At 42.4% G+C, this 23,997-nt stretch carries 24 protein-coding genes; 9 read left to right on the forward strand and 15 right to left on the reverse strand.

Translation table 11 applies throughout. The features are described 5' to 3' along the window. The first annotated feature begins 11 nt into the window (after window positions 1-11). Both GUA46_RS15175 and GUA46_RS15180 read left to right on the forward strand, forming a co-directional pair. Window positions 12-1,106, forward strand: coding sequence for an aminotransferase class V-fold PLP-dependent enzyme (locus tag GUA46_RS15175; RefSeq protein ID WP_176621198.1), 1,095 nt, complete (start codon window positions 12-14; stop codon window positions 1,104-1,106). Window positions 1,107-1,247: 141 nt separating this feature from the next. Further along, window positions 1,248-1,544, forward strand: coding sequence for an isoamylase early set domain-containing protein (locus tag GUA46_RS15180; protein ID WP_108244834.1), 297 nt, complete (start codon window positions 1,248-1,250; stop codon window positions 1,542-1,544). A 95-nt stretch (window positions 1,545-1,639) separates the two neighbouring features. Here the strand turns inward: GUA46_RS15180 and GUA46_RS15185 are convergent, their stop codons facing one another. Together GUA46_RS15185 and GUA46_RS15190 are read right to left on the reverse strand one after the other, a co-directional pair. Continuing rightward, the gene (locus GUA46_RS15185; protein WP_176621199.1) at window positions 1,640-2,065 is read right to left on the reverse strand and encodes a Dabb family protein; all 426 of its coding nucleotides are present in this window, start codon (window positions 2,063-2,065) and stop codon (window positions 1,640-1,642) included. Window positions 2,066-2,083: 18 nt separating this feature from the next. Continuing rightward, window positions 2,084-2,302, reverse strand: coding sequence for a helix-turn-helix domain-containing protein (locus GUA46_RS15190; RefSeq protein ID WP_229418525.1), 219 nt, complete (start codon window positions 2,300-2,302; stop codon window positions 2,084-2,086). Between the two features lie 111 nt (window positions 2,303-2,413). Here GUA46_RS15190 and GUA46_RS15195 point away from each other — a divergent pair, with 111 nt between their 5' ends. Beyond that, the gene (locus GUA46_RS15195) at window positions 2,414-2,617 is read left to right on the forward strand and encodes a hypothetical protein (protein WP_176621173.1); all 204 of its coding nucleotides are present in this window, start codon (window positions 2,414-2,416) and stop codon (window positions 2,615-2,617) included. Between the two features lie 150 nt (window positions 2,618-2,767). On the opposite strand, the gene GUA46_RS15200 is transcribed toward GUA46_RS15195, so the two are convergent. The 7 genes from GUA46_RS15200 to GUA46_RS15230 all read right to left on the reverse strand — a co-directional run bounded on the left by GUA46_RS15200 (window position 2,768) and on the right by GUA46_RS15230 (window position 9,470). After that, the gene (locus GUA46_RS15200) at window positions 2,768-3,511 is read right to left on the reverse strand and encodes an HNH endonuclease (RefSeq protein WP_176621200.1); all 744 of its coding nucleotides are present in this window, start codon (window positions 3,509-3,511) and stop codon (window positions 2,768-2,770) included. Window positions 3,512-4,124: 613 nt separating this feature from the next. Then, on the reverse strand, window positions 4,125-4,949 hold the full coding sequence (locus GUA46_RS15205; RefSeq protein ID WP_176621201.1) for a thymidylate synthase: 825 nt from the start codon (window positions 4,947-4,949) through the stop codon (window positions 4,125-4,127). A 114-nt stretch (window positions 4,950-5,063) separates the two neighbouring features. Beyond that, window positions 5,064-5,423 carry a four helix bundle protein gene (locus GUA46_RS15210; RefSeq protein ID WP_176621202.1) on the reverse strand — a complete coding sequence of 120 codons (360 nt, stop codon included), beginning with the start codon at window positions 5,421-5,423 and terminating at the stop codon, window positions 5,064-5,066. Between the two features lie 122 nt (window positions 5,424-5,545). Further along, a complete protein-coding gene (locus GUA46_RS15215) occupies window positions 5,546-7,006 on the reverse strand; it encodes a NupC/NupG family nucleoside CNT transporter (protein ID WP_176621203.1) in 1,461 nt (486 codons plus the stop codon). A 13-nt stretch (window positions 7,007-7,019) separates the two neighbouring features. Beyond that, window positions 7,020-7,649, reverse strand: coding sequence for a bifunctional nuclease family protein (locus GUA46_RS15220; protein ID WP_108244830.1), 630 nt, complete (start codon window positions 7,647-7,649; stop codon window positions 7,020-7,022). A gap of 89 nt (window positions 7,650-7,738) precedes the next feature. After that, window positions 7,739-8,707, reverse strand: a complete 969-nt coding sequence (locus tag GUA46_RS15225; RefSeq protein WP_176621204.1) for an electron transfer flavoprotein subunit alpha/FixB family protein — start codon at window positions 8,705-8,707, stop codon at window positions 7,739-7,741. Window positions 8,708-8,723: 16 nt separating this feature from the next. Then, the gene (locus GUA46_RS15230; protein WP_176621205.1) at window positions 8,724-9,470 is read right to left on the reverse strand and encodes an electron transfer flavoprotein subunit beta/FixA family protein; all 747 of its coding nucleotides are present in this window, start codon (window positions 9,468-9,470) and stop codon (window positions 8,724-8,726) included. A 168-nt stretch (window positions 9,471-9,638) separates the two neighbouring features. Here GUA46_RS15230 and GUA46_RS15235 point away from each other — a divergent pair, with 168 nt between their 5' ends. The 4 genes from GUA46_RS15235 (at window position 9,639) to GUA46_RS15250 (ending at window position 16,398) form a co-directional block, all read left to right on the forward strand. Then, complete coding sequence (locus tag GUA46_RS15235; protein ID WP_176621206.1) at window positions 9,639-10,616, forward strand: pyruvate dehydrogenase complex E1 component subunit beta; 978 nt, start codon at window positions 9,639-9,641, stop codon at window positions 10,614-10,616. Window positions 10,617-10,777: 161 nt separating this feature from the next. Further along, the gene (locus tag GUA46_RS15240) at window positions 10,778-13,273 is read left to right on the forward strand and encodes a DUF5686 family protein (protein WP_176621207.1); all 2,496 of its coding nucleotides are present in this window, start codon (window positions 10,778-10,780) and stop codon (window positions 13,271-13,273) included. Between the two features lie 77 nt (window positions 13,274-13,350). Beyond that, a complete protein-coding gene (locus tag GUA46_RS15245; RefSeq protein ID WP_108244825.1) occupies window positions 13,351-13,878 on the forward strand; it encodes an inorganic diphosphatase in 528 nt (175 codons plus the stop codon). A 117-nt stretch (window positions 13,879-13,995) separates the two neighbouring features. Continuing rightward, window positions 13,996-16,398: a sodium-translocating pyrophosphatase gene (locus tag GUA46_RS15250; protein WP_176621208.1), complete on the forward strand. Its 2,403-nt coding sequence runs from the start codon at window positions 13,996-13,998 to the stop codon at window positions 16,396-16,398. A 69-nt stretch (window positions 16,399-16,467) separates the two neighbouring features. Here the strand turns inward: GUA46_RS15250 and GUA46_RS15255 are convergent, their stop codons facing one another. The 6 genes from GUA46_RS15255 to GUA46_RS15280 all read right to left on the reverse strand — a co-directional run bounded on the left by GUA46_RS15255 (window position 16,468) and on the right by GUA46_RS15280 (window position 20,630). Next, window positions 16,468-17,100, reverse strand: a complete 633-nt coding sequence (locus GUA46_RS15255; protein ID WP_176621209.1) for a hypothetical protein — start codon at window positions 17,098-17,100, stop codon at window positions 16,468-16,470. Between the two features lie 30 nt (window positions 17,101-17,130). After that, window positions 17,131-17,847 carry an energy transducer TonB gene (locus tag GUA46_RS15260; RefSeq protein WP_176621210.1) on the reverse strand — a complete coding sequence of 239 codons (717 nt, stop codon included), beginning with the start codon at window positions 17,845-17,847 and terminating at the stop codon, window positions 17,131-17,133. 138 nt (window positions 17,848-17,985) lie between these two features. Then, a complete protein-coding gene (locus GUA46_RS15265; RefSeq protein WP_176621211.1) occupies window positions 17,986-19,254 on the reverse strand; it encodes a serine hydrolase domain-containing protein in 1,269 nt (422 codons plus the stop codon). 26 nt (window positions 19,255-19,280) lie between these two features. After that, window positions 19,281-19,493 carry a hypothetical protein gene (locus GUA46_RS15270; RefSeq protein ID WP_176621212.1) on the reverse strand — a complete coding sequence of 71 codons (213 nt, stop codon included), beginning with the start codon at window positions 19,491-19,493 and terminating at the stop codon, window positions 19,281-19,283. Between the two features lie 208 nt (window positions 19,494-19,701). After that, the gene (locus GUA46_RS15275) at window positions 19,702-20,319 is read right to left on the reverse strand and encodes a deoxynucleoside kinase (protein ID WP_108244821.1); all 618 of its coding nucleotides are present in this window, start codon (window positions 20,317-20,319) and stop codon (window positions 19,702-19,704) included. 140 nt (window positions 20,320-20,459) lie between these two features. Continuing rightward, on the reverse strand, window positions 20,460-20,630 hold the full coding sequence (locus GUA46_RS15280) for a hypothetical protein (protein ID WP_176621213.1): 171 nt from the start codon (window positions 20,628-20,630) through the stop codon (window positions 20,460-20,462). 18 nt (window positions 20,631-20,648) lie between these two features. On the opposite strand from GUA46_RS15280, the gene metK reads away from it, so the two are divergent. Both metK and GUA46_RS15290 read left to right on the forward strand, forming a co-directional pair. Further along, a complete protein-coding gene (metK, locus tag GUA46_RS15285; RefSeq protein WP_176621214.1) occupies window positions 20,649-21,902 on the forward strand; it encodes a methionine adenosyltransferase in 1,254 nt (417 codons plus the stop codon). 101 nt (window positions 21,903-22,003) lie between these two features. Next, window positions 22,004-23,938 carry a CocE/NonD family hydrolase gene (locus GUA46_RS15290; protein WP_176621215.1) on the forward strand — a complete coding sequence of 645 codons (1,935 nt, stop codon included), beginning with the start codon at window positions 22,004-22,006 and terminating at the stop codon, window positions 23,936-23,938. The last annotated feature ends 59 nt before the right edge of the window (window positions 23,939-23,997 follow it).

A 23,997-nucleotide genomic window follows, 5' to 3' on the forward strand; every position in this document is an offset into this window, starting at 1 on the left:
AAAATCCCGACATGCAAAACCTAAGAAAAAAATTTCCAGTACTCAATCATTGTGTTTATGCCAATACTGCGTCCGCAGGACTGTTGAGCGAAGATTTGATGGAGTGGCGCCAAGGACACGATCTTGACTTTTTGATTGGCGGAAGTGAAATGAAGAACAAGGGCTTTGCCCATATGCCCGAAATAAAGAAGACGGTTGGGAAGTTTTTTAACTGCAAGCCCGAGAATGTGGCCTTGGTGCCCAATTTTACGCTGGGGTTCAATTTGTTGCTGGAGGGGTTGCCAAAGGATAAAAAAGTATTGCTCGTAAATAAGGACTATCCAAGTGTCAACTGGCCGTTCGAGACCAGAGGGTTTGAACTTGACCATGTGGATGCCGATGAGCATATGGAGGAGAACATCCATCTCAAGGTCAAGAAGGGCGATATTGATATTCTCGCGCTCAGTTTGGTGCAATGGGTAGATGGGGTCCGTATTGATTTTGATTTTCTGAAAGATTTGAAAAAGGAGTTTCCCGACCTGATGATTCTTGCCGATGGCACACAATTCTGCGGGACGGAGCCGTTCGATTTTGAAGCATCCGGTATCGATATTTTGGGGGCCAGTGCCTATAAATGGATGTTGGCCGGCTACGGTAACGGATTTTTCTTGGTAAAGGATGCCGTAATGGACCAGTTTGAGCTTAGGGGCATCGGTAATGGTTCCGTAAACAACGATGCTTCCAAACGGAACAGTATTACGTTCTGTAAATTCTTGGAACCTGGTCATTTGGATTCACTGAATTTCGGGAGTCTTGAGTTTGCCGTTAAATTTTTGGATGATATAGGCTTGGAAAATGTACAGGCACAACTGCAAAAACTATCAAAAAAGGCAATGTCGGCTTTTACCGAGCTTGATTTACTGGAGCCTTCGGTAACTAAAAGAAAACAGCACAGTACCATATTCAATATTAAGGGAGACGATAAGCTGTTCAATAGGCTAACAGAGGAAAATGTGGTGGCTTCACCACGTGGGGGAGGCATCCGTTTGAGCTTTCATTTTTACAATACCGAGGAGGAAATAGATGTGATAGCGACACTTATAAAACGCTGGGCATCAAAATCATAATTGGTAAAAAACGCCGATCTAATTTGCTAAAAGTAAGATTGCGGTTAGGTGGATTTTATCAAATTGATAAATCGGTTCTAACTAATTGTAAATAAATGGTTTTATGTATTGTTTTGTATTGAAATTAAAAATTTCGGTACCATGGCAATTAAAAAACAATACCTGAAGAGCAAGCCTGTTTGCAAAGTAACTTTTACAGTTCCTGCAGATGAGGCAGAGACCGTTGCAGTAGTTGGCGATTTCAATAAGTGGAATCCCAAAAAGAGCGGCTTAAAGAAATTAAAGAACGGAACCTTTAAGGGTACGTTCGAACTACCTGTGGAGAACAGCTACGAGTTTAGATATTTGATAGACGGCAACTATACCAACGATGGTGAGGCCGATCGTTACCAATGGAACGATTATGCTGGAACCGAAAATGCCGTATTGGAGGTTTAAAAACATTATCCGCCATCAGTTTGCCCCAAAGCTGATGGCGGTTTTATTTGTTGAGGTTGTCCGTATTCTTTAAATCGATGGGAGTCTGATCAATATTATTTGGTCCAGTAATCCACAACAGTTACATCGGCAATATGCGGGCCTGCAATGTCTCCAAAAGCCACATGGTCGGGGTGGGTAAGGTAAGTGTCGCGATCAGCTTCGCTATCAAACGTCAAAAAGTAACAATGGGTAAGTCCTTTGTTCAAATTCTCTGGGCTGTTGTTCATGCCCCACTCGTATCCTTTTATTTCCGAAATTTTTGATGGCAGGGCATTGAAAGCCTCTTCCACTTGTTGTATTTCTTCTTCGGATGAGGTCTCCTTAAATTTGAACAATACTACGTGGCGCAATTTTGGTGAATCGATGGCTTCGGTTTCTTTCACGGTCTTTTCTTCTTCTTTTTCGGTGGTTTCTTTTTTGGCTTGCTCGCCACAACTGGCAAATAATAGTGCGGCGAATAGGGTGATGATGGGTTTCATGGGTTTGATTTTTTAGAATTAAAACTTGAACAGTTCTATAAACTCAATTTCAAGTGCAGTTGCAATTGTGTATAACGTGTAAGTGTTCGCTGAAACTTTGTGGTTTTCGATGAGTTCGATATGTTGTTTGTCGCGACCGCATAATCTTCCCAACTCAGCTTGAGAAATGTTTTTGTCCTTTCTGAGCTGTTTGATTCGATTCCCGATTTTTATTGATAATTCCTGCTTTGTCAACATTGAATGCGTCCTAACAAAACAAAATTGACCAGATAAAATAAAAGAATCGTCATAGTATATTATGACAAATTAAAATTATCAACTACTTTAGGGTCATATTTTCTTGTGACAATGAAGGATTTTGATAAAAATACTAGGGTTATATTTTTTTCTGAATTGTTTGAAGATGCCTACGCCTCTCCTGCGGAACTGGCCGAGGTTTTGGACTTAGGTATTGAAATGCTTTTTTATGTGGAGGGGGACGCTTTTTCCAGAGATGATATTAGAAATGTGGTTACCGCTTTAAGAAAGATAACTTTGGAGCTAAGAAAATGATTTCTCCGAAAATTATTATTTCAAGTCTATTTCTGGTGCGAGCGTTACGCTCGTTCCATTATTGAATTAGTAAGGTTGTGGGAAGTTGTACTGGTCACGAGCCAAGAGGCTTGCGCTAGCTGGAGATTTAACCTAGTTAGGAATTAAAGTTTAGTGAGAGTTATTAGCTGTCTTATTTATGAGAGTTTTTAATTCGATAATACTTAAGGTGGTTAGTTCACGATGTAACATTCTATGGCAATTCGCACAAACCAAGGCTAAATCGCTCATATTCGTAATTGTTTCCGCTTCTATTTCGGATAAAGGTGTTTTGTGATGGCATTCCATAAATCTTTTTCCCAATTCACCATACATATTGAAGAAATCAAATCCACATATCTCACAATCTAGTTTCCCATGTTTTTTTAAATAGCCATCTTTTTTTCTTTTGTTAAGTTTTGAATTACGCTCTCTATATTTATGTAATTTATAAATTACTTTGCCTTCTTTTACTTTTGGTTCGTCATCTTCCTCATCATTGTCAATTCTATTCAAGTTTTTAGTCAATTCTGAGTTGGAAATGGTATTTTTTATTTGATTAGCAATCCCATGTAATCTCTTTACATCATTTTTGAATTCAAAGAAAATTTCTTCATCCAATTTACTGTATCTATCCATTCCTTTGCCCTCATATTCTGGATCAATTGCCTTAAAGTTGTTTAGCTTCATGGACACGCCATTTGGATTTCTGAACTTTAAGTTGTCAATTCTTTCTTTATGAATGGGAAGCTTGTTCAGTATTTCAGAGACTGCTATTACTTTGGGATTTTTACTGTCCATTTCTCTTGACTCTATATTATGATATAGGTCGAGAGCGAGAATGATTTCATCCCGATGCCATTTAGGAGGTTTCATATGAGGTTTTATATATAACCCAAATTACTAAAAGTAATTCTAGCTATGTCCTCAAATCTATGAAAAACTAATAAACACTATGAGTTCAATATCGCAACCACTCCTTTGAGATGCGGATGTGGGCAGTAGTTCAGAATCTATTCAGCCAAAATTGTCAACCATCATGTCAAATGCGCATTATAATACAGGCATATTTGATTATTTTAGAATCTGTATTGATACTGTATGAATGGAATTTTACAGTAAACATTAAATGCTGCAATTGTTTTTCTCTTGTCCAAACACTTGACTTTGTCATTATTTAATTTGGCTTATTTTTAGGTTATGAACTTGGTAATCACATATTAATTCATTCAAAAGACTTTTTGTTATATCAGAGCCTCCAGGTAATATATGCATGAAAATCTCAACTCTGTCATCCGCAGTAAGGGTGTTCAGCTTTTCGTCATCACGAAAGAATTGCATAAACACTTTTCGTGTCATTTCTTTATATTCACATTTCATCAGTTGTAAAGGATTTCAGTTTAAACCAAACTGTATTTTTCAATAATTAAGAATCAATAGTGCATTAATGCAAGTTAATTGTGTCTTTTCAACTTACTTCCCATTAAATTCAAACCGCTACAACCCCCTTAATATGCGGATGCGGGTCGTAGTTCAATAGCTCAAAATCATCAAAGGTAAAGTCAAAAATATCCTTTACTTCGGGGTTCAATTTCATGGTAGGCAAGGGTCGCGGGTCTCTGCTCAATTGCAGTTCCACCTGCTCCATATGGTTGTTGTAGATATGGGCATCACCAAAGGTGTGGATAAAGTCGCCAGGTTGGTAGCCACAAACCTGTGCCATCATCATAGTAAACAGGGCATAGGAAGCAATGTTGAACGGCACCCCTAAAAAGATGTCCGCACTACGCTGATACAATTGGCAAGAAAGTTTGCCGTCCGCCACATAAAACTGGAAAAAAGCATGGCAGGGTGGGAGTGCGGCCTTACCGTTGGCCACATTTTCCGAAAAAGATACCGAAGTGTCCGGCATAACGCTAGGGTTCCAAGCGGAAACCAGCATTCTACGGCTGTTGGGATTGTTCTTCAAGGTCTCGATAACCTCCTTGATCTGATCGATTTCCTCGCTGTTCCAATTGCGCCATTGGTGTCCGTACACAGGACCAAGATTGCCGTTGTCGTCGGCCCATTCGTTCCAGATACGCACGCCGTTCTCCTGCAAATAGGCAATATTGGTGTCCCCTTTCAAAAACCACAACAATTCATGTACAATGGATTTGAGGTGCAATTTTTTGGTGGTCACCATCGGGAATCCCTCGGATAGGTCGAATCGCATCTGGTAACCAAAAACGCTCAAGGTTCCTGTTCCTGTACGGTCTCCTTTTTGGTTTCCGTGCTCCAATACGTGTTTTAGAAGGTCGTGGTACTGTTTCATAGTGGGGTTAAAGGTAAATGGTTACGGGTAAACGGACAATAGGTCAAGGGTTTGACTTATGAAGAGTTTATTAACTGTGAGGGGGTGAAATGTTTATGCTGTAAGGGTAAAGGGTTAATGGTTTGACCTGATATATTTTATCAGGGATGCTATCCCTTTTTGGAGTCTTTGAATTTTTTTGATGATAAGCGCTGAGGTATCAAAAAAAATAAAATTTAAATCTTCACAAAGAATAAGATGTGATTCCAATTCGTATGCAGAACCTAAACCAATTTGAAGAAATCGAACAAAATCTTTTTGGGAATGTTTACTGCATCCTTCGGCAATGTTGGCTGGAATGGAAATAACGCTTCTTTGAATTTGTGGAATCAATCCAAATTGTTCGGAATCTGGGATAAATTGGGTAAGCTTGTAAATCTCTTTCACTAAAACCCTTCCATCTTTCCAAACATTCAACTCTCGAAAATTTCGCATAGCGATATATGTTTAAAATTTCGAGGTTGAAATCTATATTTTAACTTTCCAGCTTCTTAAAAGGACCTTTTTTACCCTTTACCTAAAACCTTCTGCCTTTTTGCCATTAGCCTTTCACCTGACTATCCTAAAATCATCCCCGCAATGGTTGCTGACAACAACGAGGCAAGGGATCCGCCCAAAACCGCCTTCATGCCAAAAGAGGACAACACCTTACGTTGACCGGGCGCCAATGAGCCTATACCTCCAATTTGAATACCGATAGAGGCAAAGTTGGCAAAACCGCAGAGCATGTACGTGGCCATGATTACGGATTTGTTGTAAGTAAAGTGAACACCACTTGCCACATTCTTAAGATCGGCCAATTGAATGTAGCCTACAAATTCACTTGCGGCCAATTTAATGCCGAGCAACTGTCCCATGAGCATAATGTCCTCATTGGCAACACCTATCAACCACATAAGCGGGGCAAATATGGTGCCTAGAATGGCTTCCAGGGAAAATTCGGTGTACGGGGAATTGGCGGCTATCCAATTATTGAAAGTGGTAAGATCTCCGACCCAGCCCAAAATTCCGTTGATCATGGCGATAAAGGCCACAAACACCAAAAGCATGGCCCCAACGTTCAAGGCGAGTTTAAGGCCTTCGGTGGTTCCATTGGCAATGGCGTCCAAGATGTTGGCGCCTATTTTTTCGGAAGAAACCTCTACGTCCGTGTTGACCTTCTCGGTCTGCGGGTACAATATTTTTGAAATTACGATGGCCCCGGGTGCGGCCATTACAGATGCTGCCAAAAGGTGCTTGGCGAAGACCAAACGAAGTTCGGGGTCATCGCCTCCTAAAAATCCAATATAGGCGGCCAAAACAGCTCCGGCTACGGTGGCCATTCCACCGATCATCACCAAAAGGATTTCGGATTTGTTCATTTTTTCCAAATAGGCCTTGATCAGCAAGGGGGCTTCGGTCTGGCCCAAAAATATGTTGCCCGCTACGGAAAGACTCTCTGCTCCCGATATGCCCAAACTTTTGGAGAGCAACCATGCCATCCATTTGACCACCACTTGAATCACTCCCAAATAATATAAGACCGAAGTCAAAGCCGAGAAAAATATAATGGTGGGTAATACTTGGAAGGCAAATATGTACCCAAAGGTGTCCATATCCACGACCAATCCTTCAAACAGGAATTGGCTTCCGGCACGGGTGAAATCCAGTATGCTTACAAAGATGCTTCCAACCTGTTCAAAAATATATTGTACAAAAGGGACTTTGAGTACGCCAATGGCTATCAAAATCTGTAATGATAAACCGATTCCGACCGTTTTCCAGTTGATGGCTTTTCTATTGGAGCTGAACAGAAATGATATCAGGATCAGTACGGCCATTCCCAACGCCCCACGAAGCAATGTGGTAATAGTGAAACCTTGATTGGGAATAATTTCAGCGGTTTGCTGCACAGCAATGTTCTCGGTAATGGTAGAGCCTATGGCTACATTAAGGGAATCTGCGGGCAAAGAATTTTGGCCGAAAACGACCGAACAAAGGAGTAACAGGAGTAGTAAACTTTGGGTCTTTTTCGCCATGTATGTTGGTCGTTTATTTGCGCTTGGAAATCTCATCCCTCAATTTGGCGGCCTTTTCGTAGTCTTCGCTGGCCACCGCATTATCCAATTCTTTATGAAGTTCTTGTAGGGACATTTCTCTATATCCGTGTGTATCGGAACCTGACTCTAACTCCACGGCTTCTCCTTCTTGAAGGATTTCATCGACCATAATGCTGTCGTCCTCGTCCTCTTCTTTCTCTTTGGAAGAAAATTTTAGGAAAATACCGGCTTTGTCCAAAATGGTCTTGTATGTAAAAATAGGAGCGTTGAACCGCAGTGCAAGTGCAATCGCATCGCTGGTGCGGGCATCGATGATTTCCTCGTCGTTATCGCGCTCACAGATAATGCTGGAATAAAAAACACCGTCCACCAATTTGTGGATGATCACCTGCTTGACCACAATCTTGAACCTGTCCGCAAAGTTCTTGAATAGATCATGGGTCAAGGGCCTTGGCGGTTTTATCTCTTTTTCCAAAGCAATGGCGATGGATTGTGCTTCAAATGCGCCTATAACTATGGGAAGTTTTCGGTCTCCCTCCTCTTCATTTAAAATAAGGGCGTATGCGCCATTTTGTGTTTGGCTGTATGATATCCCCTTTATTTTTAATCGTACTAAACTCATATATCTCCTCCTAAAGCAAAGGGGCCGTCCAAATAAGTGGCTTTACCAGTTATCTGAACAGCCCCTTGCAATGGGCAAATTAACAAAATTTAAGTGTTTTGGGCTTTAAATTCTTTTAATTTTTCGATGAGTTCGGGCACTACTTCGAAGGCATCCCCGACTATTCCGTAATCCGCCGCCTTGAAGAAAGGAGCTTCCGGGTCGTTGTTGATGACCACTTTTACCTTGGAGGCATTGATACCTGCCAAATGCTGAATGGCCCCGGAAATCCCGATAGCGATATAAAGATTGCTCGCAACCGGCTTACCGGTTTGGCCAACGTGTTCGCTGTGCGGGCGCCATCCCATATCCGAGACTGGTTTGGAGCAGGCGGTCGCCGCACCCAAAACATCGGCCAGTTCTTCAACCATGCCCCAATTCTCGGGTCCTTTTAATCCTCGACCACCGGAGACAACGATATCGGCGTCGGCAATGGTTGCTTTTCCCACCACACGATCCACTTCTACCGATTTAACGGCAAAGGCATTATCGCCCAATGATGGGCCAAAATCTTCCACCGAAGCGGAAACATTGTTTTCAACAACACCGAAGGCATTACTGGAAACCCCTATTACCTTGACATCCGACGAAATCTCGGTCATGGCGAACCCTTTATTGCTGAAAGCGGTGCGCTTTACTACAAATGGTGAGGTGCTTTCTGGTGCAGCCACTACGTTGGGTACGTATCCGGCAGTTAATTTAGCAGCTAGGATAGGTGCCAAAAACTTGCTGTCCGCACTGGAACTCAATATAATTACCTTAGTGTCCTCTGCTTTTGCAGCCTCGGCCAATACTTCTGCGTAGGCCTTGGCATTAAAGGTTGCCAAGGAGTCGCCCGATACCTTCAAAACTTTGGAGACCCCGTAGGTTCCCAACAGGGCATCTTCCTCGGCATTAAAAGAGACAGCTGTTACGGTTGTGCCTAGATCTTGGGCCACCTTGTGTGCGTAGGAGGCTGCTTCGAAGGCATTTTTTTTGAATTTTCCCTTCAGGGATTCTGTATATACTAATACTGACATAATTTTTTACTCTTGTTTAGATGACTTTTGCTTCGTTGTGCAGTAGTTCGACCAATTCTCCCACATTGCTGGCATCGACCAACTTAACCGGTCCTTTGGCAGCGGGTTTTTCAAATTTTTGATCTTGGGTGGGTTGTGGTGCATCAATGGGTTCCACTACGTTCAGTGCTTTTTTACGGGCCATCATGATGCCTCTCATGTTAGGGATGCGAAGGTCACTTTCCTCTACCAATCCTTTTTGACCGCCAATGACCAATGGAAGCGATGTGCTGATTTTTTCCTTGCCCCCATCGATTTCACGGACTGCGGTTGCGCTATCACCATCGATTTCGAGACCGATACAGGTATTCACAAAGTTCATATCCAATAAGGTTGCGAGTATTCCCGGAACCATGCCGCCATTATAGTCGATGGATTCCCTACCTGCGATAATAAGGTCGTAATCACCATTTTTGACCACTTCGGCCAGTTGCTGTGCCACAAAAAAACCATCTTTTGGCTCGGCATCCACTCGAATCGCTTCATCCGCGCCAATGGCCAGCGCTTTTCTGATGGTGGGCTCTGTTTGGGCGCCGCCAACATTCACGACATGAACGGTAGCGCCTTGTTTTTCTTTGAACCACATGGCACGGGTGAGTCCGAACTCGTCATTTGGATTAATAACAAATTGAACCCCGTTTGTGTCAAACTTGGTATCGCCTTCCGTAAAATTGATTTTGGAAGTAGTATCCGGTACGTTGCTAATGCAAACTAGAATCTTCATATATACTTTAGGTTTATCTGCTCAAATATAAATATAAAAATCCTAAATTTATTATGCATGCATAATAAATTTTGTTCTTTTTTTGGATTTTGGTCAGGCAAGTTTCGGGTAGTTTTTGCTATTTTTGCTTGCGTTTTTAAGCAGACTATAAATATTTAGTACGATTCAATGAAAACATTACAGTTTAGGGAGGCAATAGCCGAGGCTATGTCGGAAGAAATGCGAAGGGATGATACCATTTATCTGATGGGCGAAGAAGTGGCCGAGTACAATGGTGCTTATAAGGCTTCCAAAGGCATGTTGGATGAGTTCGGACCGGAGCGTGTATTGGATACCCCAATTTCAGAACTTGGTTTTGCCGGTATCGGTGTTGGTTCTGCAATGAATGGTAATAGGCCCATTATAGAATTTATGACGTTCAACTTCTCCTTGGTGGGAATTGACCAAATTATAAACAACGCTGCCAAGATTCGTCAAATGTCCGGTGGTCAGTTCAACTGTCCGATCGTATTTAGGGGGCCTACGGCTTCTGCGGGACAGTTGGCCGCTACGCACTCCCAAGCTTTTGAAAGCTGGTTTGCAAACACTCCCGGTTTAAAGGTTGTGGTCCCATCGAACCCTGCTGATGCCAAAGGATTGTTGAAATCGGCCATTCGTGATGACGACCCGGTAATTTTTATGGAATCCGAGCAGATGTACGGTGACAAGGGCGAGGTGCCGGAAGGCGAGTATACCATTCCATTGGGCGTTGCCGATATCAAGAGAGAAGGTACCGATGTGACCATTGTTTCCTTTGGGAAAATCATTAAGGAAGCGTACAAAGCTGCGGATGAATTGGAAAAAGAGGGCATCAGCTGTGAGATTATAGATTTGAGGACAGTGCGTCCCATGGACCATGATGCTATCCTTACTTCGGTTAAAAAAACCAACAGGATGGTGATTTTGGAGGAGGCTTGGCCTTTTGGCAACGTGGCCACTGAAATTATATACCACGTTCAGGACAAGGCTTTCGACTATTTGGATGCACCTATCGTGAAATTGAACACTGCGGATACCCCCGCACCATATTCTCCAGTACTTTTGGCCGAGTGGTTGCCTAACCATGAAGATGTCATCAAAGCTGTTAAGAAAGTGTTATATAAGTAATACAAACATTTTTTAAGGTATATTAGCCCCGTCAATTTTGTTGACGGGGCTATATTATTTAGGGAACATTTTTTTGATTAGAAATTACTTTGAACCAAATTTGACCTAAGTTGAATGGAATTTGCCGTTGTGCTTTTCCCCAATGCCCCACATACCTGCCTATGAAAGGATTCTTTTCTGTTTTTTTTCTGTTTTTTATAGTTTGTGGCAGTGCCCAGACCAAGATAGAAGGGATAGTCACCGATGATACCGGGATGCCCGTCGCCTTTGCCAACATCATTTTTGTTAACTCTTCCGAAGGAACCATTACCAACGACAACGGTCGGTTTTATATGGAATCCGATGAGACCTATGATGCCATCAAAGTGTCCTTTATCGGGTATGAGACCAAGGAGGTTCCATTGGCGCAAAAGGTAAATTACAATATGGAAATTGTGCTGACCGAATCTGCGGAGCAGCTTCAAGAAGTGGTGGTTTATACTGGAAAGCAATCTAAGAAGAACAACCCGGCCATAGATATTCTGCGAAAAATTTGGGCAAAGAAAAGGGAGAACGGTGTGCGCAAGTTCAAGCAGTACCAATATGACAAATACGAAAAAATCGAATTTGACCTGAACACTATCGATAGCTCTTTAATAAAAAGCAAGCTATTCAAGGGGTTGGAATTTATGTTTGAGGACTTGGATACTTCACGAATTACGGGTAAAACATATCTGCCCATGTTCTTGAGCGAATCTTTTTCCAAAGTTTATGGGGACAACGTTCTCGATAGGGAGAAAGAAGATGTACTCGGCAACAAAAACTCCGGTTTTAGTGGGAATCAGGCGATAACCGCTTTCGTTGAGGATCTTTATTCAGATTACGATATCTACAATAACTATCTTAAGTTTTTTGATAAGAGCTTTACGAGTCCGTTGTCCAAAACAGGAATAGATGTATACAATTATGTTTTGTCTGACAGTACCTATATTGATGACAAGTGGTGCTACAATATTATTTACTACCCACGCCGAAAGAACGAGCTTACTTTTAAAGGTGATTTTTGGGTAAACGATACCACTTTTGCCATCAAAAAAATTAATCTTCAGGTCACCAAAAGCGCCAACATTAACTGGGTGAAGGAGATTTATATTGAACAGGATTTTGAGGTGGTCAACGATTCTGTTTTTCTTTTGAAGCGGGATTATATGCTGAGCGATTTTAGTTTTTCCAAAAAAGAAGAATCTCGTGGTGTCTACGGAAAACGGACCACCGTTTTTGATAATTATAACTTTAACAATCCACGCTCCGAAGATTTTTACAAGGCCGTTTCCGATCCATACGACCCACGTGTGTTCTCGCAGGATAGTATTTTTTGGGAAAATGCCCGTCTAGAGCGTTTGAACGAGGACGAATCAGGAATCTTCAAACTGCTGGATACTTTAAAAACAGTGCCCAAGTTCCGAACCTATTACGATATTGTCAGTATTCTGGGGTCGGGTTACGTCGAAATCGATAAATGGAATATCGACATCGGGGATATCTACAGCACTTTTGGCTATAATGATGCGGAAGGGATTCGTCTGAGAGGAGGTGCCCGGACCTATTTTGGCCAGAATGATTTATGGCGATTGGAAGGTTATACGGCCTATGGCTTTACCGATAAAAAGTTTAAATATGGTGTGTCTGGAAAGTTTTTGCTCGACCGCAAGAATCGTTTAATTGTTTCCGGGGGAAATCGAAGGGATATTGAACAGCTTGGACTTAGTTTGACCAGTACGAACGATGTAATGGGAAGGAGCATTGCCTCGTCATCCTTGGTAACCGTAGGTTCCAATGACCGTTTGACCAATATCAACCTTTCAACGCTCAACTTTGAAATGGAACCGGTAAAAAACTTCAGAATAGATATAGGCGGGTCTTTCCGTACTTTGAGCTCTGCCCTGCCCGATGCTTTTAGTCTGGATTATGTAGACCCAGGTTCGCCTTCTGGTATTTCATCGGAAATAAAACAGTTTGATCTGAACACCACGTTGATCTATACCCCGGGCAAACGGACGATTGGTTATGGCGTGGAACGATCTAATATCAATGATGATTATAGCACACTTGTATTAAAATATACCAAAGGTGTGGATGGGTTTCTAGAAAGCGATTTCGATTACGAGAAAATACAGTTTTCCTATCAGCAACCATGGCAAATTGGCGGCTTTGGTAGGTTAACGAGTACTGTGGAACTGGGAAAAACCTTTGGAACAGTGCCCTTGGGGCTGTTGAGCGTTATTCCGGGTAATCAAACCTTGTTTTCACTATACAATGTGTTCCCGAACTTGGATTTCTACGAGTTCGTTACGGATACCTATGCTACGGTTCATCTGGAACACAACTTTAACGGGCGTTTGTTTTCAAGAATTCCATTACTGCGAAAACTCAATCTAAGGGAGATTGTGGGGTTAAGAGGAGCTTGGGGTCAATTGTCCGAAGAGAATATTGCACTTAGTGCGCCTACCAACATTCCTTTAATGGCACCGGAGGATCAAGTGTATTGGGAATATTCCTTAGGAGTGGGCAATATTTTTAAAATACTTCGAATAGATTTTAATTTCCGGGGCAATTACCTCGAAAATCCGGATGCACGTGCTTTTGGTATTACAGGGACCTTTGGGTTTAATTTTTAATTCAAAGGAAACCTGCGATTTATGTGGTCTATTCCAGTAATACTGGTTATTTTTGCAGCATAAATTATATCACTAACATGTCTAAAAAACCACGTATTACTTTCGATGTACTTGTAGAAATTCCAAAAGGTAGTAGGAACAAGTACGAATACGACTTCACCCTCAACAAAATTCGATTTGACAGAACCCTTTTTTCTTCAATGATGTACCCTGGAGACTACGGTTTCATTCCAGAAACCTTAGCTTTGGACGGTGACCCATTGGATGTTTTGGTACTCTGCACCGAGCCAACATACCCTATGGTGGTCGTGGAAGTAAAGCCAGTAGGGGTTTTCCATATGACCGATGAAAAAGGACCGGATGAAAAAATAATCTGTGTACCCGTTTCTGACCCTATTTGGAGCAAAAGGGATGATATCAGCGAATTGAACCCCCATCGACTAAAAGAGATTGAACATTTCTTTCAAGTGTATAAGGATTTGGAAGAGAAGAAAGTAGATACAGGCGGTTGGGGCGATGTGAACGAGGCCATACAAATCTATCACGAATGCGTTCAGCGCTACGAAGATAGTGAGCACAAAAAGAGACGTGCTTACACCATATAAATTACATAACAATAACTTTAAAAAAATGCGCTTTTAATAATTAAAGGCGCATTTTTTTTATTACTTCGTATTTTACTACATTAGCTGGCATTAAATATTTCTAAATAATCTAAACCTATGGATTTAATCGTAAAGTTTTTGCCAGTATTTGGTGTCTTGGCCCTCCTGTATGTGTTCGTAAAGAACGCTTGGATTTCAAAACAAGAAGTCGGTGACGCCAAGATGGCAAGAATTGCAAAGAACATTGCAGAGGGTGCAATGTCTTTCTTAAAAGCTGAATATAAAATACTTAGCATTTTTGTAGTCGCTGTGGCCGTTTTGCTCTTCTTTAAAGGAAATAGTGAAACCGGTTCCAACGGCATGGTGGCCGTTTCCTTTATTGTCGGTGCCATATGTTCCGCCTTGGCAGGTTTTATTGGTATGAGGGTTGCCACTAAGGCCAACGTAAGAACCACTAATGCAGCAAGAACATCTTTGGGAAAGGCTCTAGAGGTCGCTTTTGCCGGTGGTGCAGTGATGGGCCTTGGTGTTGTTGGTCTTGGCGTTCTTGGTTTGAGCGGACTATTCATGATTTACAGCGGACAGGGCTGGGAATTAGGTGAAGTATTGAACGTACTTTCAGGTTTCTCCCTCGGTGCATCTTCCATAGCACTTTTTGCCCGTGTGGGCGGAGGTATCTATACCAAAGCCGCCGATGTGGGAGCTGATTTGGTGGGTAAGGTTGAAGCTGGGATACCAGAGGACCATCCTCTGAACCCCGCAACCATTGCAGATAACGTTGGTGACAACGTTGGTGACGTTGCCGGAATGGGAGCTGACCTTTTTGAATCTTACGTAGGTTCTATTATTGGTACCATGGTACTTGGGGCTGTTTTTGCAGGATTACCCGAATTCCAAGCTGCCTTTGATGGACTAGGAGCGGTGTATTTGCCTTTGGCATTGGCTGCTGTAGGAATTATAATGTCGATCATCGGTACATTCTTCGTACGGGTGAAAGATGGTGGAAACCCACAAACAGCTTTGAATATTGGTGAGTTTGGCTCCGCAGGTCTTATGTTGATAGCATCTTACTTTATTATTAATGCAATGCTTCCTGAATCTTGGATGGAAGGCGGAAGAGAATTTACGGCTATGGGAGTTTTCTGGGCCACTATTGCTGGCTTGGTTGCTGGTCTACTGGTAGGTAAGGTAACCGAATACTATACAGGAACAGGAACAAAACCTGTAAATTCCATTGTTCGTCAATCGGATACAGGTTCTGCTACAAATATAATTGCCGGTTTAGGAGTGGGAATGATGTCCACGGCCATCCCGATAATTTTGATTGCAGCGGCAATTTTGGTTTCCCATCATTTTGCAGGCCTATATGGAATCGCCATCGCCGCGGTGGGAATGTTGGCCAATACTGGGATTCAGCTTGCAGTTGATGCCTACGGGCCCATCTCGGATAACGCCGGAGGTATAGCCGAAATGGCAGAACTTCCTGGAGAGGTACGCGACAGAACAGATAAATTGGATGCCGTAGGAAACACTACAGCAGCCATTGGTAAAGGATTTGCCATTGCATCCGCAGCATTGACTGCGTTGGCACTTTTTGCTGCCTTTATGAAAACTGCTGGAGTTCAATCCATTGATGTTTCCCAACCTGATATAATGGCGGGACTCCTCGTGGGTGGGATGCTCCCCTTTGTATTCTCGGCACTTTCCATGAATGCAGTGGGTAGAGCTGCTATGTCCATGATTGAAGAAGTTCGTCGTCAGTTCAAGGATATTCCGGAATTGAAAGCGGCATTGGCGGTCATGCGGAAATATGATTCGGACCTTTCCAAAGCCAGTAAAGAAGATATGGCCATTTTTGAAGCAGCCGATGGAAAAGCGGAGTATCAAAAGTGTGTTGAAATTTCTACACAAGCATCCATCAAAGAAATGGTGCTGCCGGGATTATTGGCCATAGCCGTTCCCGTGGCAGTCGGATTTATAGGCGGAGCCGAAATGTTGGGCGGACTGTTGGCAGGTGTAACCACTGCCGGGGTACTTATGGCTATTTTTCAGTCCAATGCAGGCGGAGCTTGGGACAATGCCAAAAAAACTATTGAAAGCGAAGGACGAAAGGGAAGTGATGCCCATAAAGCAGCCGTTGTAGGCGATACCGTAGGTGATCCTTTTAAGGATACTTCGGGCCCATCTTTAAATATTTTGCTTAAATTGATGTCCGTAGTTGCTTTGGTAATTGCCCCCAGTTTGGTAAGTCTTTCTCCTGCTGATGGAGTTGGTATTACAAAAGAGGATGGTACCATGATTACCATTACCGAAGAGGGGATGAAAGAAACCAGAGCGATTGAAAAAGAAATCCGCGTAGAGATTAGCAATACTGCCGATGGCGGATATAAGGCTGTAGTTACTTCGACTACAAACGAAAACGGAGAAGTTGTTGAAGAGACAGAAGAACTGATGGCCGGTTCCAAAGAAGAATTAGAGAAAAAAATACAAGAATATAAGAGTGCCGAGGCAAAGGATTAGCTCGCGCTTTTTTGAAAGCTGGAAAAACCACGCCATTTGGCGTGGTTTTTTTATTGTATTGATTAAAACTTAATTATCATAAGGATCCATAATTCCCTGAGGTACGTGTCCTTCTTCTTTTTCTAGTTGGCTTGGGTTGAAGCTTCCGTAAAACTCATTGGAATAGTAGTTTGTGATATCATTAGGGTTCTTGGCAATTCCATTGTCGGCATTTAATTTGAACCTGAATTTCGTATTGACTTTTCCATTCAGACAGGGTGCCTGTAAATCCCAAAATTCATTAGGTTTAATAAAAACACTATGGTAACTATTGCCGCACCAACTATTGGGTAAGTATTCAATATCTTGCCACTTGTTTTTATGAAAGACCTGTCTTGTTAGATAAAGTCTACTATCTTGGGCGGGAAGTTGAACCGTGGATTGGGATTTGTTGATGATAAAGACCTTAAATCCCTGTACTTTATCGGAAAATCCAATTAGGGAATCTGACTTTACAACGATTTGGAATTTACCGGGAGTTGAAATAGTGTCAATTCTAGGTATTACTTTTTTGGGTCCGTTGGAGTCTTGATAATGACCTCCCAAAGCCATCGTGTCCCTTAGGCTTGTCCCAACATAAAAATATCCTCTAAGTTTATAATCAACATTTAAACATTCTTGCGCATTTAGCACATTGATCGTAATAAGAAATGATATGCACATTGTACAAAACGTTTTCATCATATTCCTTATTTAATTCAACTTAAAGGTAATTGGAATAGAATAGGGAACCTTAACCGCAGTACCGCGCTGTTTTCCGGGCGTCAATCTTGGTAACTTGGAAATGATTCGCGCTGCTTCGGTCTCCAAACTTTCATGTGGACCCCTTAACCTAATATTCTCAATACTGCCATCGGTCTGCACTGTGAATACAACGCTAACACGTCCTTCAAGACCCATTTCTTGTGCCATTTCTGGGTAACGGAAATTTTTCCGAATGTGTTTCAGCATTTGGGACTGAAAACATTCCCGTTTGTCCTTTTCGGTTTTTTCATTTTCACAGCCGGGAAAAATAGGGGCATTTTCAATTAGGACAAAAGGTATCTCTTCTGGAATGTCTTCCTCGGCAACAGCAAAATCTTCAAATTTGGCGATTTCCGTATCTTGATTGACATCGTTTGATTCGATAACGGTTTCCTCTATCTTTTCGTCATCATCTTTAATCTCGATTTTCGGAGGGGTCTGGATTTTGGGCTTGGGCGGGTCCGGTAGTTTAATTTTGAGTATGGTGGCATCTTCAATCAATTGCTCATCGACTTTTAACTCGCCAACGTCCCAAGAATCATCTGAGTAATAGGTTTTCCATTTCAAGGCCAAATAGGCCATGAGCAATACCAAGGTCATGCCGACAAAAAAGTAGAGCAGACTGTTTCGTCTTAAATCGAGTTGTGGATTTTTTTTCGGTTCCATAATTTTCAAGTTTTTGACTTTAAAGCCTTAGTTAATAGTAGTGGGTTGATCCCAATACTAAACTACCTTGAAAACAAACCGAAATAAACCGCCAATGAGTAAACGGGCTATCTGGTTGAGGGAAACGTACGCAAAATCTTAATCAATGATGGCTTGGTAGATCAATGCCCGTAATTTTCCGTGATCGTCCAAATCGTTGGCGGGAATCAATTGCGTGAAATACACAACAGTCATCTCTTCCTTCGGGTCTGCCCAATAGGTGGAATGGTATGCACCGCCCCATGCAAACTCACCTTCGGAACCCAATTCGCCCCTTAGGCCCAAATCTTCAACCGTGGAAAAGCCCAATCCAAAACCTGCTCCTTCACCGAGTGGAAATGGGAGATGGTTGGTGGTCATCAATTCTACCGTTTTTGGTGAAATGATGCGCTTGCCATTAAATTCCCCTTTGTTGAGCATCATTTGTAAGAATTTGGTATAATCCGAAGCTGTGCTCAACAATCCTGCACCTCCTGAAAAACTTTTCCTTGGACCATCCACATAGGCGCCTTGACCTACCATGCCACCATTATCAGGTGCACGCTCTAATCCATTTTCGGTCGCGGAGTACACAGTGGCCAACCGTTCTCTTTTGTTCTTGGGAAGGTAAAAATGGGTGTCCTCCATTCCAAGTGGATCAAGAATGTTTTCTTTAAGGAAAACATCTAAATTTTTATCGGATACCACTTCTATCAAAGCCCCAAGTATGTCCGTGTTGTATCCATACACAAATTTAGATCTCGGCTGCGATTCAAATGGTAGGTCTGCCATTCGGTTTACAGTAGCTTGAATAGGTTCGTCCCGATCTGCAAAATACCAGCCTTGGATTTTGGCCTTTCCCCATAGGTCGCCTGCAATACCATATCCATAGGATGCCCCGGAGGTGTGGGTCAACAAATCGCGAATGGTGATAGGCCTTTCGGCGGGCACAATCTCGTAGGAACCGTCTTCTTTTTCAATGGCGACCTTGGTTTCCATAAAGGCGGGCATATATTTTCCAACAGGATCTGTGATCAACAACTTACCTTGTTCCTGAAGCATCATAACACCGACACTAACAATGGCCTTGGTCTGGGAGGCAATCCTAAAAATGGAGCCTTCGTTCATTGGAATATTGCTTTCGATATCGTTCTTTCCAAATGATTTCAAATAGGCGATTTTGCCTTTTCTAGCTACGAGAATTGTAGCACCGGGCAATTTTTCTTCATCGATATAATCCTGAAAGGTTTGCGATAGTCTTTCCAATCGCTCAGAGGACATGCCCACCTCTTCGGGAGAGACTTTGACCAATTGCTGGGCGGTTACGGTAAATTGTATAAAGAAGTAAAAAAGAAGAATGGAAAATCTAAAAGGGAATGCAGTTTTCATGATGGGTTGAGCAAAATGTTTCTTTATCATTTCTGAAGTTCCAGAAGTTCCAATGCCTTTTTTAACTCCTCTTGTAATTCATCATAACCGATGATGCGGCCAATACTTACATACTCCAAAAAGTGGGTTCGTAGATTTTGGTACAGGGTTTCCTTGATTTGATTTTGCAATTGGATAACCTCCTTGGTTTGTTCCATACCTTCCAATTGCTTGTAAAGTTTTAAAATATCTGAATTCATGGTATCAGGTTTTCTTTGTTATTTATTATTCTGTTGAAATGGATATGAATCCAATTCATATCATATAAGAAGAATATAAATCAAGCAAAATACACCAAATCCTTTGGGAAAATACTTGATGAACTTAAAAAACGGAAACAATTTAATTTTGAGTTTCAATTTTCTGCATTTTTAAATTCTTGATTAAAAACAAATATAAAATTCTGTTTTATTCAAACAATCCGTGAATCTCTCCGTCAATACGATTGATGACCTCTCCCAAATCCTCAGGGTTGTCCACAAAATCAAGATTGTCCACATCAAAAATCAGTAGCTTGCCCTTTTGGTAGGTGTTCACCCAAGCCTCATAGCGTTCGTTCAAACGGCTGAGGTAATCAATGGATATCGAGTTTTCATAATCCCGGCCGCGCTTATGGATTTGATTGACCAAATTGGGGATGGAACTGCGCAGATATATCATTAAATCCGGGGGTTGCACCAAGGATTCCATTAGCTCAAAAAGGCCCTTGTAATTTTCGTAGTCCCGGTTCGTCATCAGTCCCATGGCATGGAGGTTAGGGGCGAATATGTGGGCATCTTCATAAATGGTCCTATCTTGGATCACACTTTTTCCACTTTCCCTGATCTTTAGAATTTGACGGTACCTACTGTTCAAAAAATAAATTTGTAGGTTGAAGCTCCATCGTTCCATCTGGGTGTAAAAATCGTCGAGATAGGGATTGTCCACCACATCTTCAAAATGGGCCTCCCACTTGTAATGTTTTGCAAGTAAATTGGTCAACGTAGTTTTGCCGGCCCCGATGTTGCCTGCCACAGCAATATGCATAAGATGTCAGTGTTTATTGTGTTTGTACCAAGGGAATCAAATCGTCGCAATATACAAAGTATATCTGCTTATCGAAAAAAAACTGGTTCAAATGGACGATGTTACATTGCCTTAAAACAAAGTTTTGAAATATCAACCAATTACGTACTTTTGCCCTTCAAAATGAGGAAAGATTTGACTGATTGCAACCTCTTTTCCTGAATGTAGTTCAGGACAAAAAATGCTAAAGCAGTTCTTGCGGGACCCAAATAGGTCCGCACATCTCTTCCCAAAGGGTCAGGAACTTCTTCGCGGTGCGTCGTCAAATCCATCAATATTAAAATTTAGAAATGGCGTATTTGTTTACATCAGAATCTGTAAGTGAGGGGCATCCGGATAAGATTGCGGATCAGATCAGCGATGCTTTATTGGATAATTTTTTGGCCTTTGACCCAGAGAGCAAGGTTGCGTGCGAGACCATGGTGACCACGGGACAGGTTGTATTGGCAGGTGAGGTGAAGAGCCATACTTATGTGGATTTGCAGAGCATAGCCAGAGAGGTCATCAATAAAATTGGCTACACCAAGGGAGAATACAAGTTTAGTGGGGATTCCTGTGGGGTGATTTCATTGATTCACGAACAGTCACAGGACATTAATCAGGGTGTTGACCGTGGTTCAAAAGAAGAGCAAGGTGCGGGGGACCAAGGTATGATGTTCGGTTACGCCACAAAAGAGACCGATAATTATATGCCGTTGGCGCTGGATATTTCCCATAAAATTTTGGAAGTTTTGGCTGATTTGAGGAGAGAAGGAAAGCGAATTCCTTACCTGCGTCCAGATGCCAAAGCTCAGGTTACCATTGAATACTCCGATGATAATGTTCCGCAAAGGATAGATACCATTGTAGTGTCCACCCAGCATGATGAGTTTGATAAGGATGATGTAATGTTGGCCAAGATCAAGGAGGATATCGTGAACATTCTGATTCCAGAGGTGAAGAAATTGATGCCCGAAAGCATTCAAAAATTGTTTACCGATAACATCAAATATCACATCAACCCAACTGGGAAATTTGTGATAGGCGGTCCGCATGGTGATGCAGGTCTTACCGGAAGAAAAATAATTGTGGACACTTACGGTGGAAAAGGAGCACACGGTGGAGGTGCCTTCAGTGGAAAAGACCCTAGTAAGGTAGATCGTAGTGCTGCCTACGCTGCTCGACATATGGCCAAGAACTTGGTCGCTGCGGGTGTTGCCGATGAAATTTTGGTCCAAGTGAGCTATGCCATTGGTGTGGTGGAGCCTACCTCTATTTTTGTGGACACCTATAAATCTTCCAATGTGGATATGACTGATGGCGAGATAGCAAAAAAGGCGTCCGAACTATTTGATATGCGACCTTTTGCCATCGAAGAGCGGCTAAAACTACGAAACCCGATTTATCTGGAAACGGCCGCTTATGGTCATTTGGGCAAACAACCTAGAATTATGACCAAGGTTTTTGAATCACCTTACAATGGTAGAATCGAAAAAGAAGTGGAACTCTTCACTTGGGAAAAACTGGATATGGTGGACAAGGTGAAGGCCACTTTCGGACTTTAATCCATCAAAAATAAAAAGATAAAGGAGCTTCCATGAGGCTCCTTTTTTTATTGGCATACTACGGCCAACTTTAGTAGCTTTAACACATCAAAAACGAGATAATGAAAAGTTCTTTCAAAATTCTACTGCTTAGTGTTTTAATGTTGACGGTAACCGTCAGTTGTAAAAAATCGACCAAGACCGAGGTCAAAGAGGTCGATACCTACGTGGTGGACAACTACACCAAAAAAGAGGTGGACATTGAAATGCGGGACGGAATTACCCTGCATACGACCATTTATTCGCCCAAGGATACATCCAAAGAATATCCTATCATTATGCAGCGTACGCCTTACAGTTCCCAACCCTACGGAGAAGGGAATTTCAGGACCAAAATAGGTCCGAACGAGCATTTGATGAAGGAAGGGAACATTATCGTTTACCAAGATGTTAGGGGAAGATGGCTCAGCGAAGGCCATTACGTGAATATGCGCGCCTACATCCCCAATAAAACCTCCGATGATCAAGTAGATGAAAGTTCGGATACCTACGATACCATTGAATGGTTGGTGAACAATGTGGAGAACAATAATGGCAATGTGGGCATCTGGGGTATTTCGTATCCCGGACATTATGCCACCTATGCCACGGTGGATGCGCACCCAGCCTTAAAAGCAGCTTCTCCCCAAGCCTGTATCGGAGATTTCTTTTTTGATGATTTTCATCATAACGGTGCCTATTTGTTGAGTTATTTTAGGGCTACTTCGCTATTTGGAACTCCGCGGCCGAATGGTGATGCTCCCATAGATACGGCGTGGTACACCTTGCCAAGTTTGCCCACGGAAGACCAGTACCAGTTCTTTTTGGATGCAGGACCGCTTAAAAATCTGGATTATTTCTTTGAATATGATACCGCCGATACTCCTACCATGCGTCCAGAAGGGGTGACCGATGATTATTTTTGGAATGAACTCAAAGAACATCCAAATTATGATGAAATGTGGCAGAGCCGCGGCCTGATCCAGCACCTTAAAAATGTGAAGAGCAGCGTCGCCACCATGATCGTTGGGGGGTGGTTTGATGCTGAGGACCTGTACGGACCATTGGAAACCTACAAAAATATTGAAAGATATAACGAAGGCAACTACAATACCATGGTGTTCGGTCCTTGGGATCATGGAGGTTGGGCAAGAGACCGAGAAAGAAATGTGGTAGGAAACTACTACTTCGGTGACTCTATTTCGTTGTTTTTTCAGAAGGAAATCGAGACCAAGTTCTTTAACCACTTTTTGAAGGGTGAGGGTGATAAAAATTCTGGGTTGCCCGAAGCATATGTTTTTGATACAGGTAAAAAGGAATGGAAAAAGTACGATACGTGGCCTCCGGAGAATGCGACAAAACAGACCATGTTCCTTTCGGATGACCAACAACTTACCACTGAGCAAAAAGAGATCACAGAAATTCAATTTATCAGTGATGTGAAAAAGCCGGTCCCTTACTCCGAAGATGTGAAGACCGTTTTCACACCAAGAAAATACATGACGGACGACCAGCGTTTCGCTGCGCGCCGTTCCGATGTTCTGGTTTTTGAAACCGATGTGATGGAAGAGGATATGACCTTGGCCGGTGATATTTTGGCACAATTAAAAGTGGCCACTACGGGTACCGCAGCCGACTGGATTGTAAAAGTGATCGACGTGCACCCTGCAGATGCCGAGACCAATGATGAAATGCAGGACCATCTTAAAATGAGCAATTATCACTTAATGGTTCGCAGCGAGGTGCTGCGAGGTCGTTTTAGGAACAGCTTCTCGGACCCCGAACCGTTTACGCCCAATGAAAAGACCGATGTGAACATCAAGCTTCAGGATGTGTTCCATACCATCAAAAAAGGGCACAAATTGCAGGTTCAGGTACAGAGCACGTGGTTTCCGCTTATCGATTTAAACCCACAAACCTATGTGGACAACATCTTTAAGGCGGACGAGTCGGATTTCAAGACCCAGACACATACCGTCTTCACCGATTCCAATATTGAGTTTACGGTATTGAAATAATAAAGCAACGAGTTTCGTGGGGCAAGGTAAATTGATGAAAATTTTCCAAAAGATTAGGA

The sequence above is a fragment of the Flagellimonas chongwuensis genome (assembly GCF_013376415.1).
GTDB classification, from domain to species: Bacteria; Bacteroidota; Bacteroidia; order Flavobacteriales; family Flavobacteriaceae; genus Flagellimonas; species Flagellimonas chongwuensis.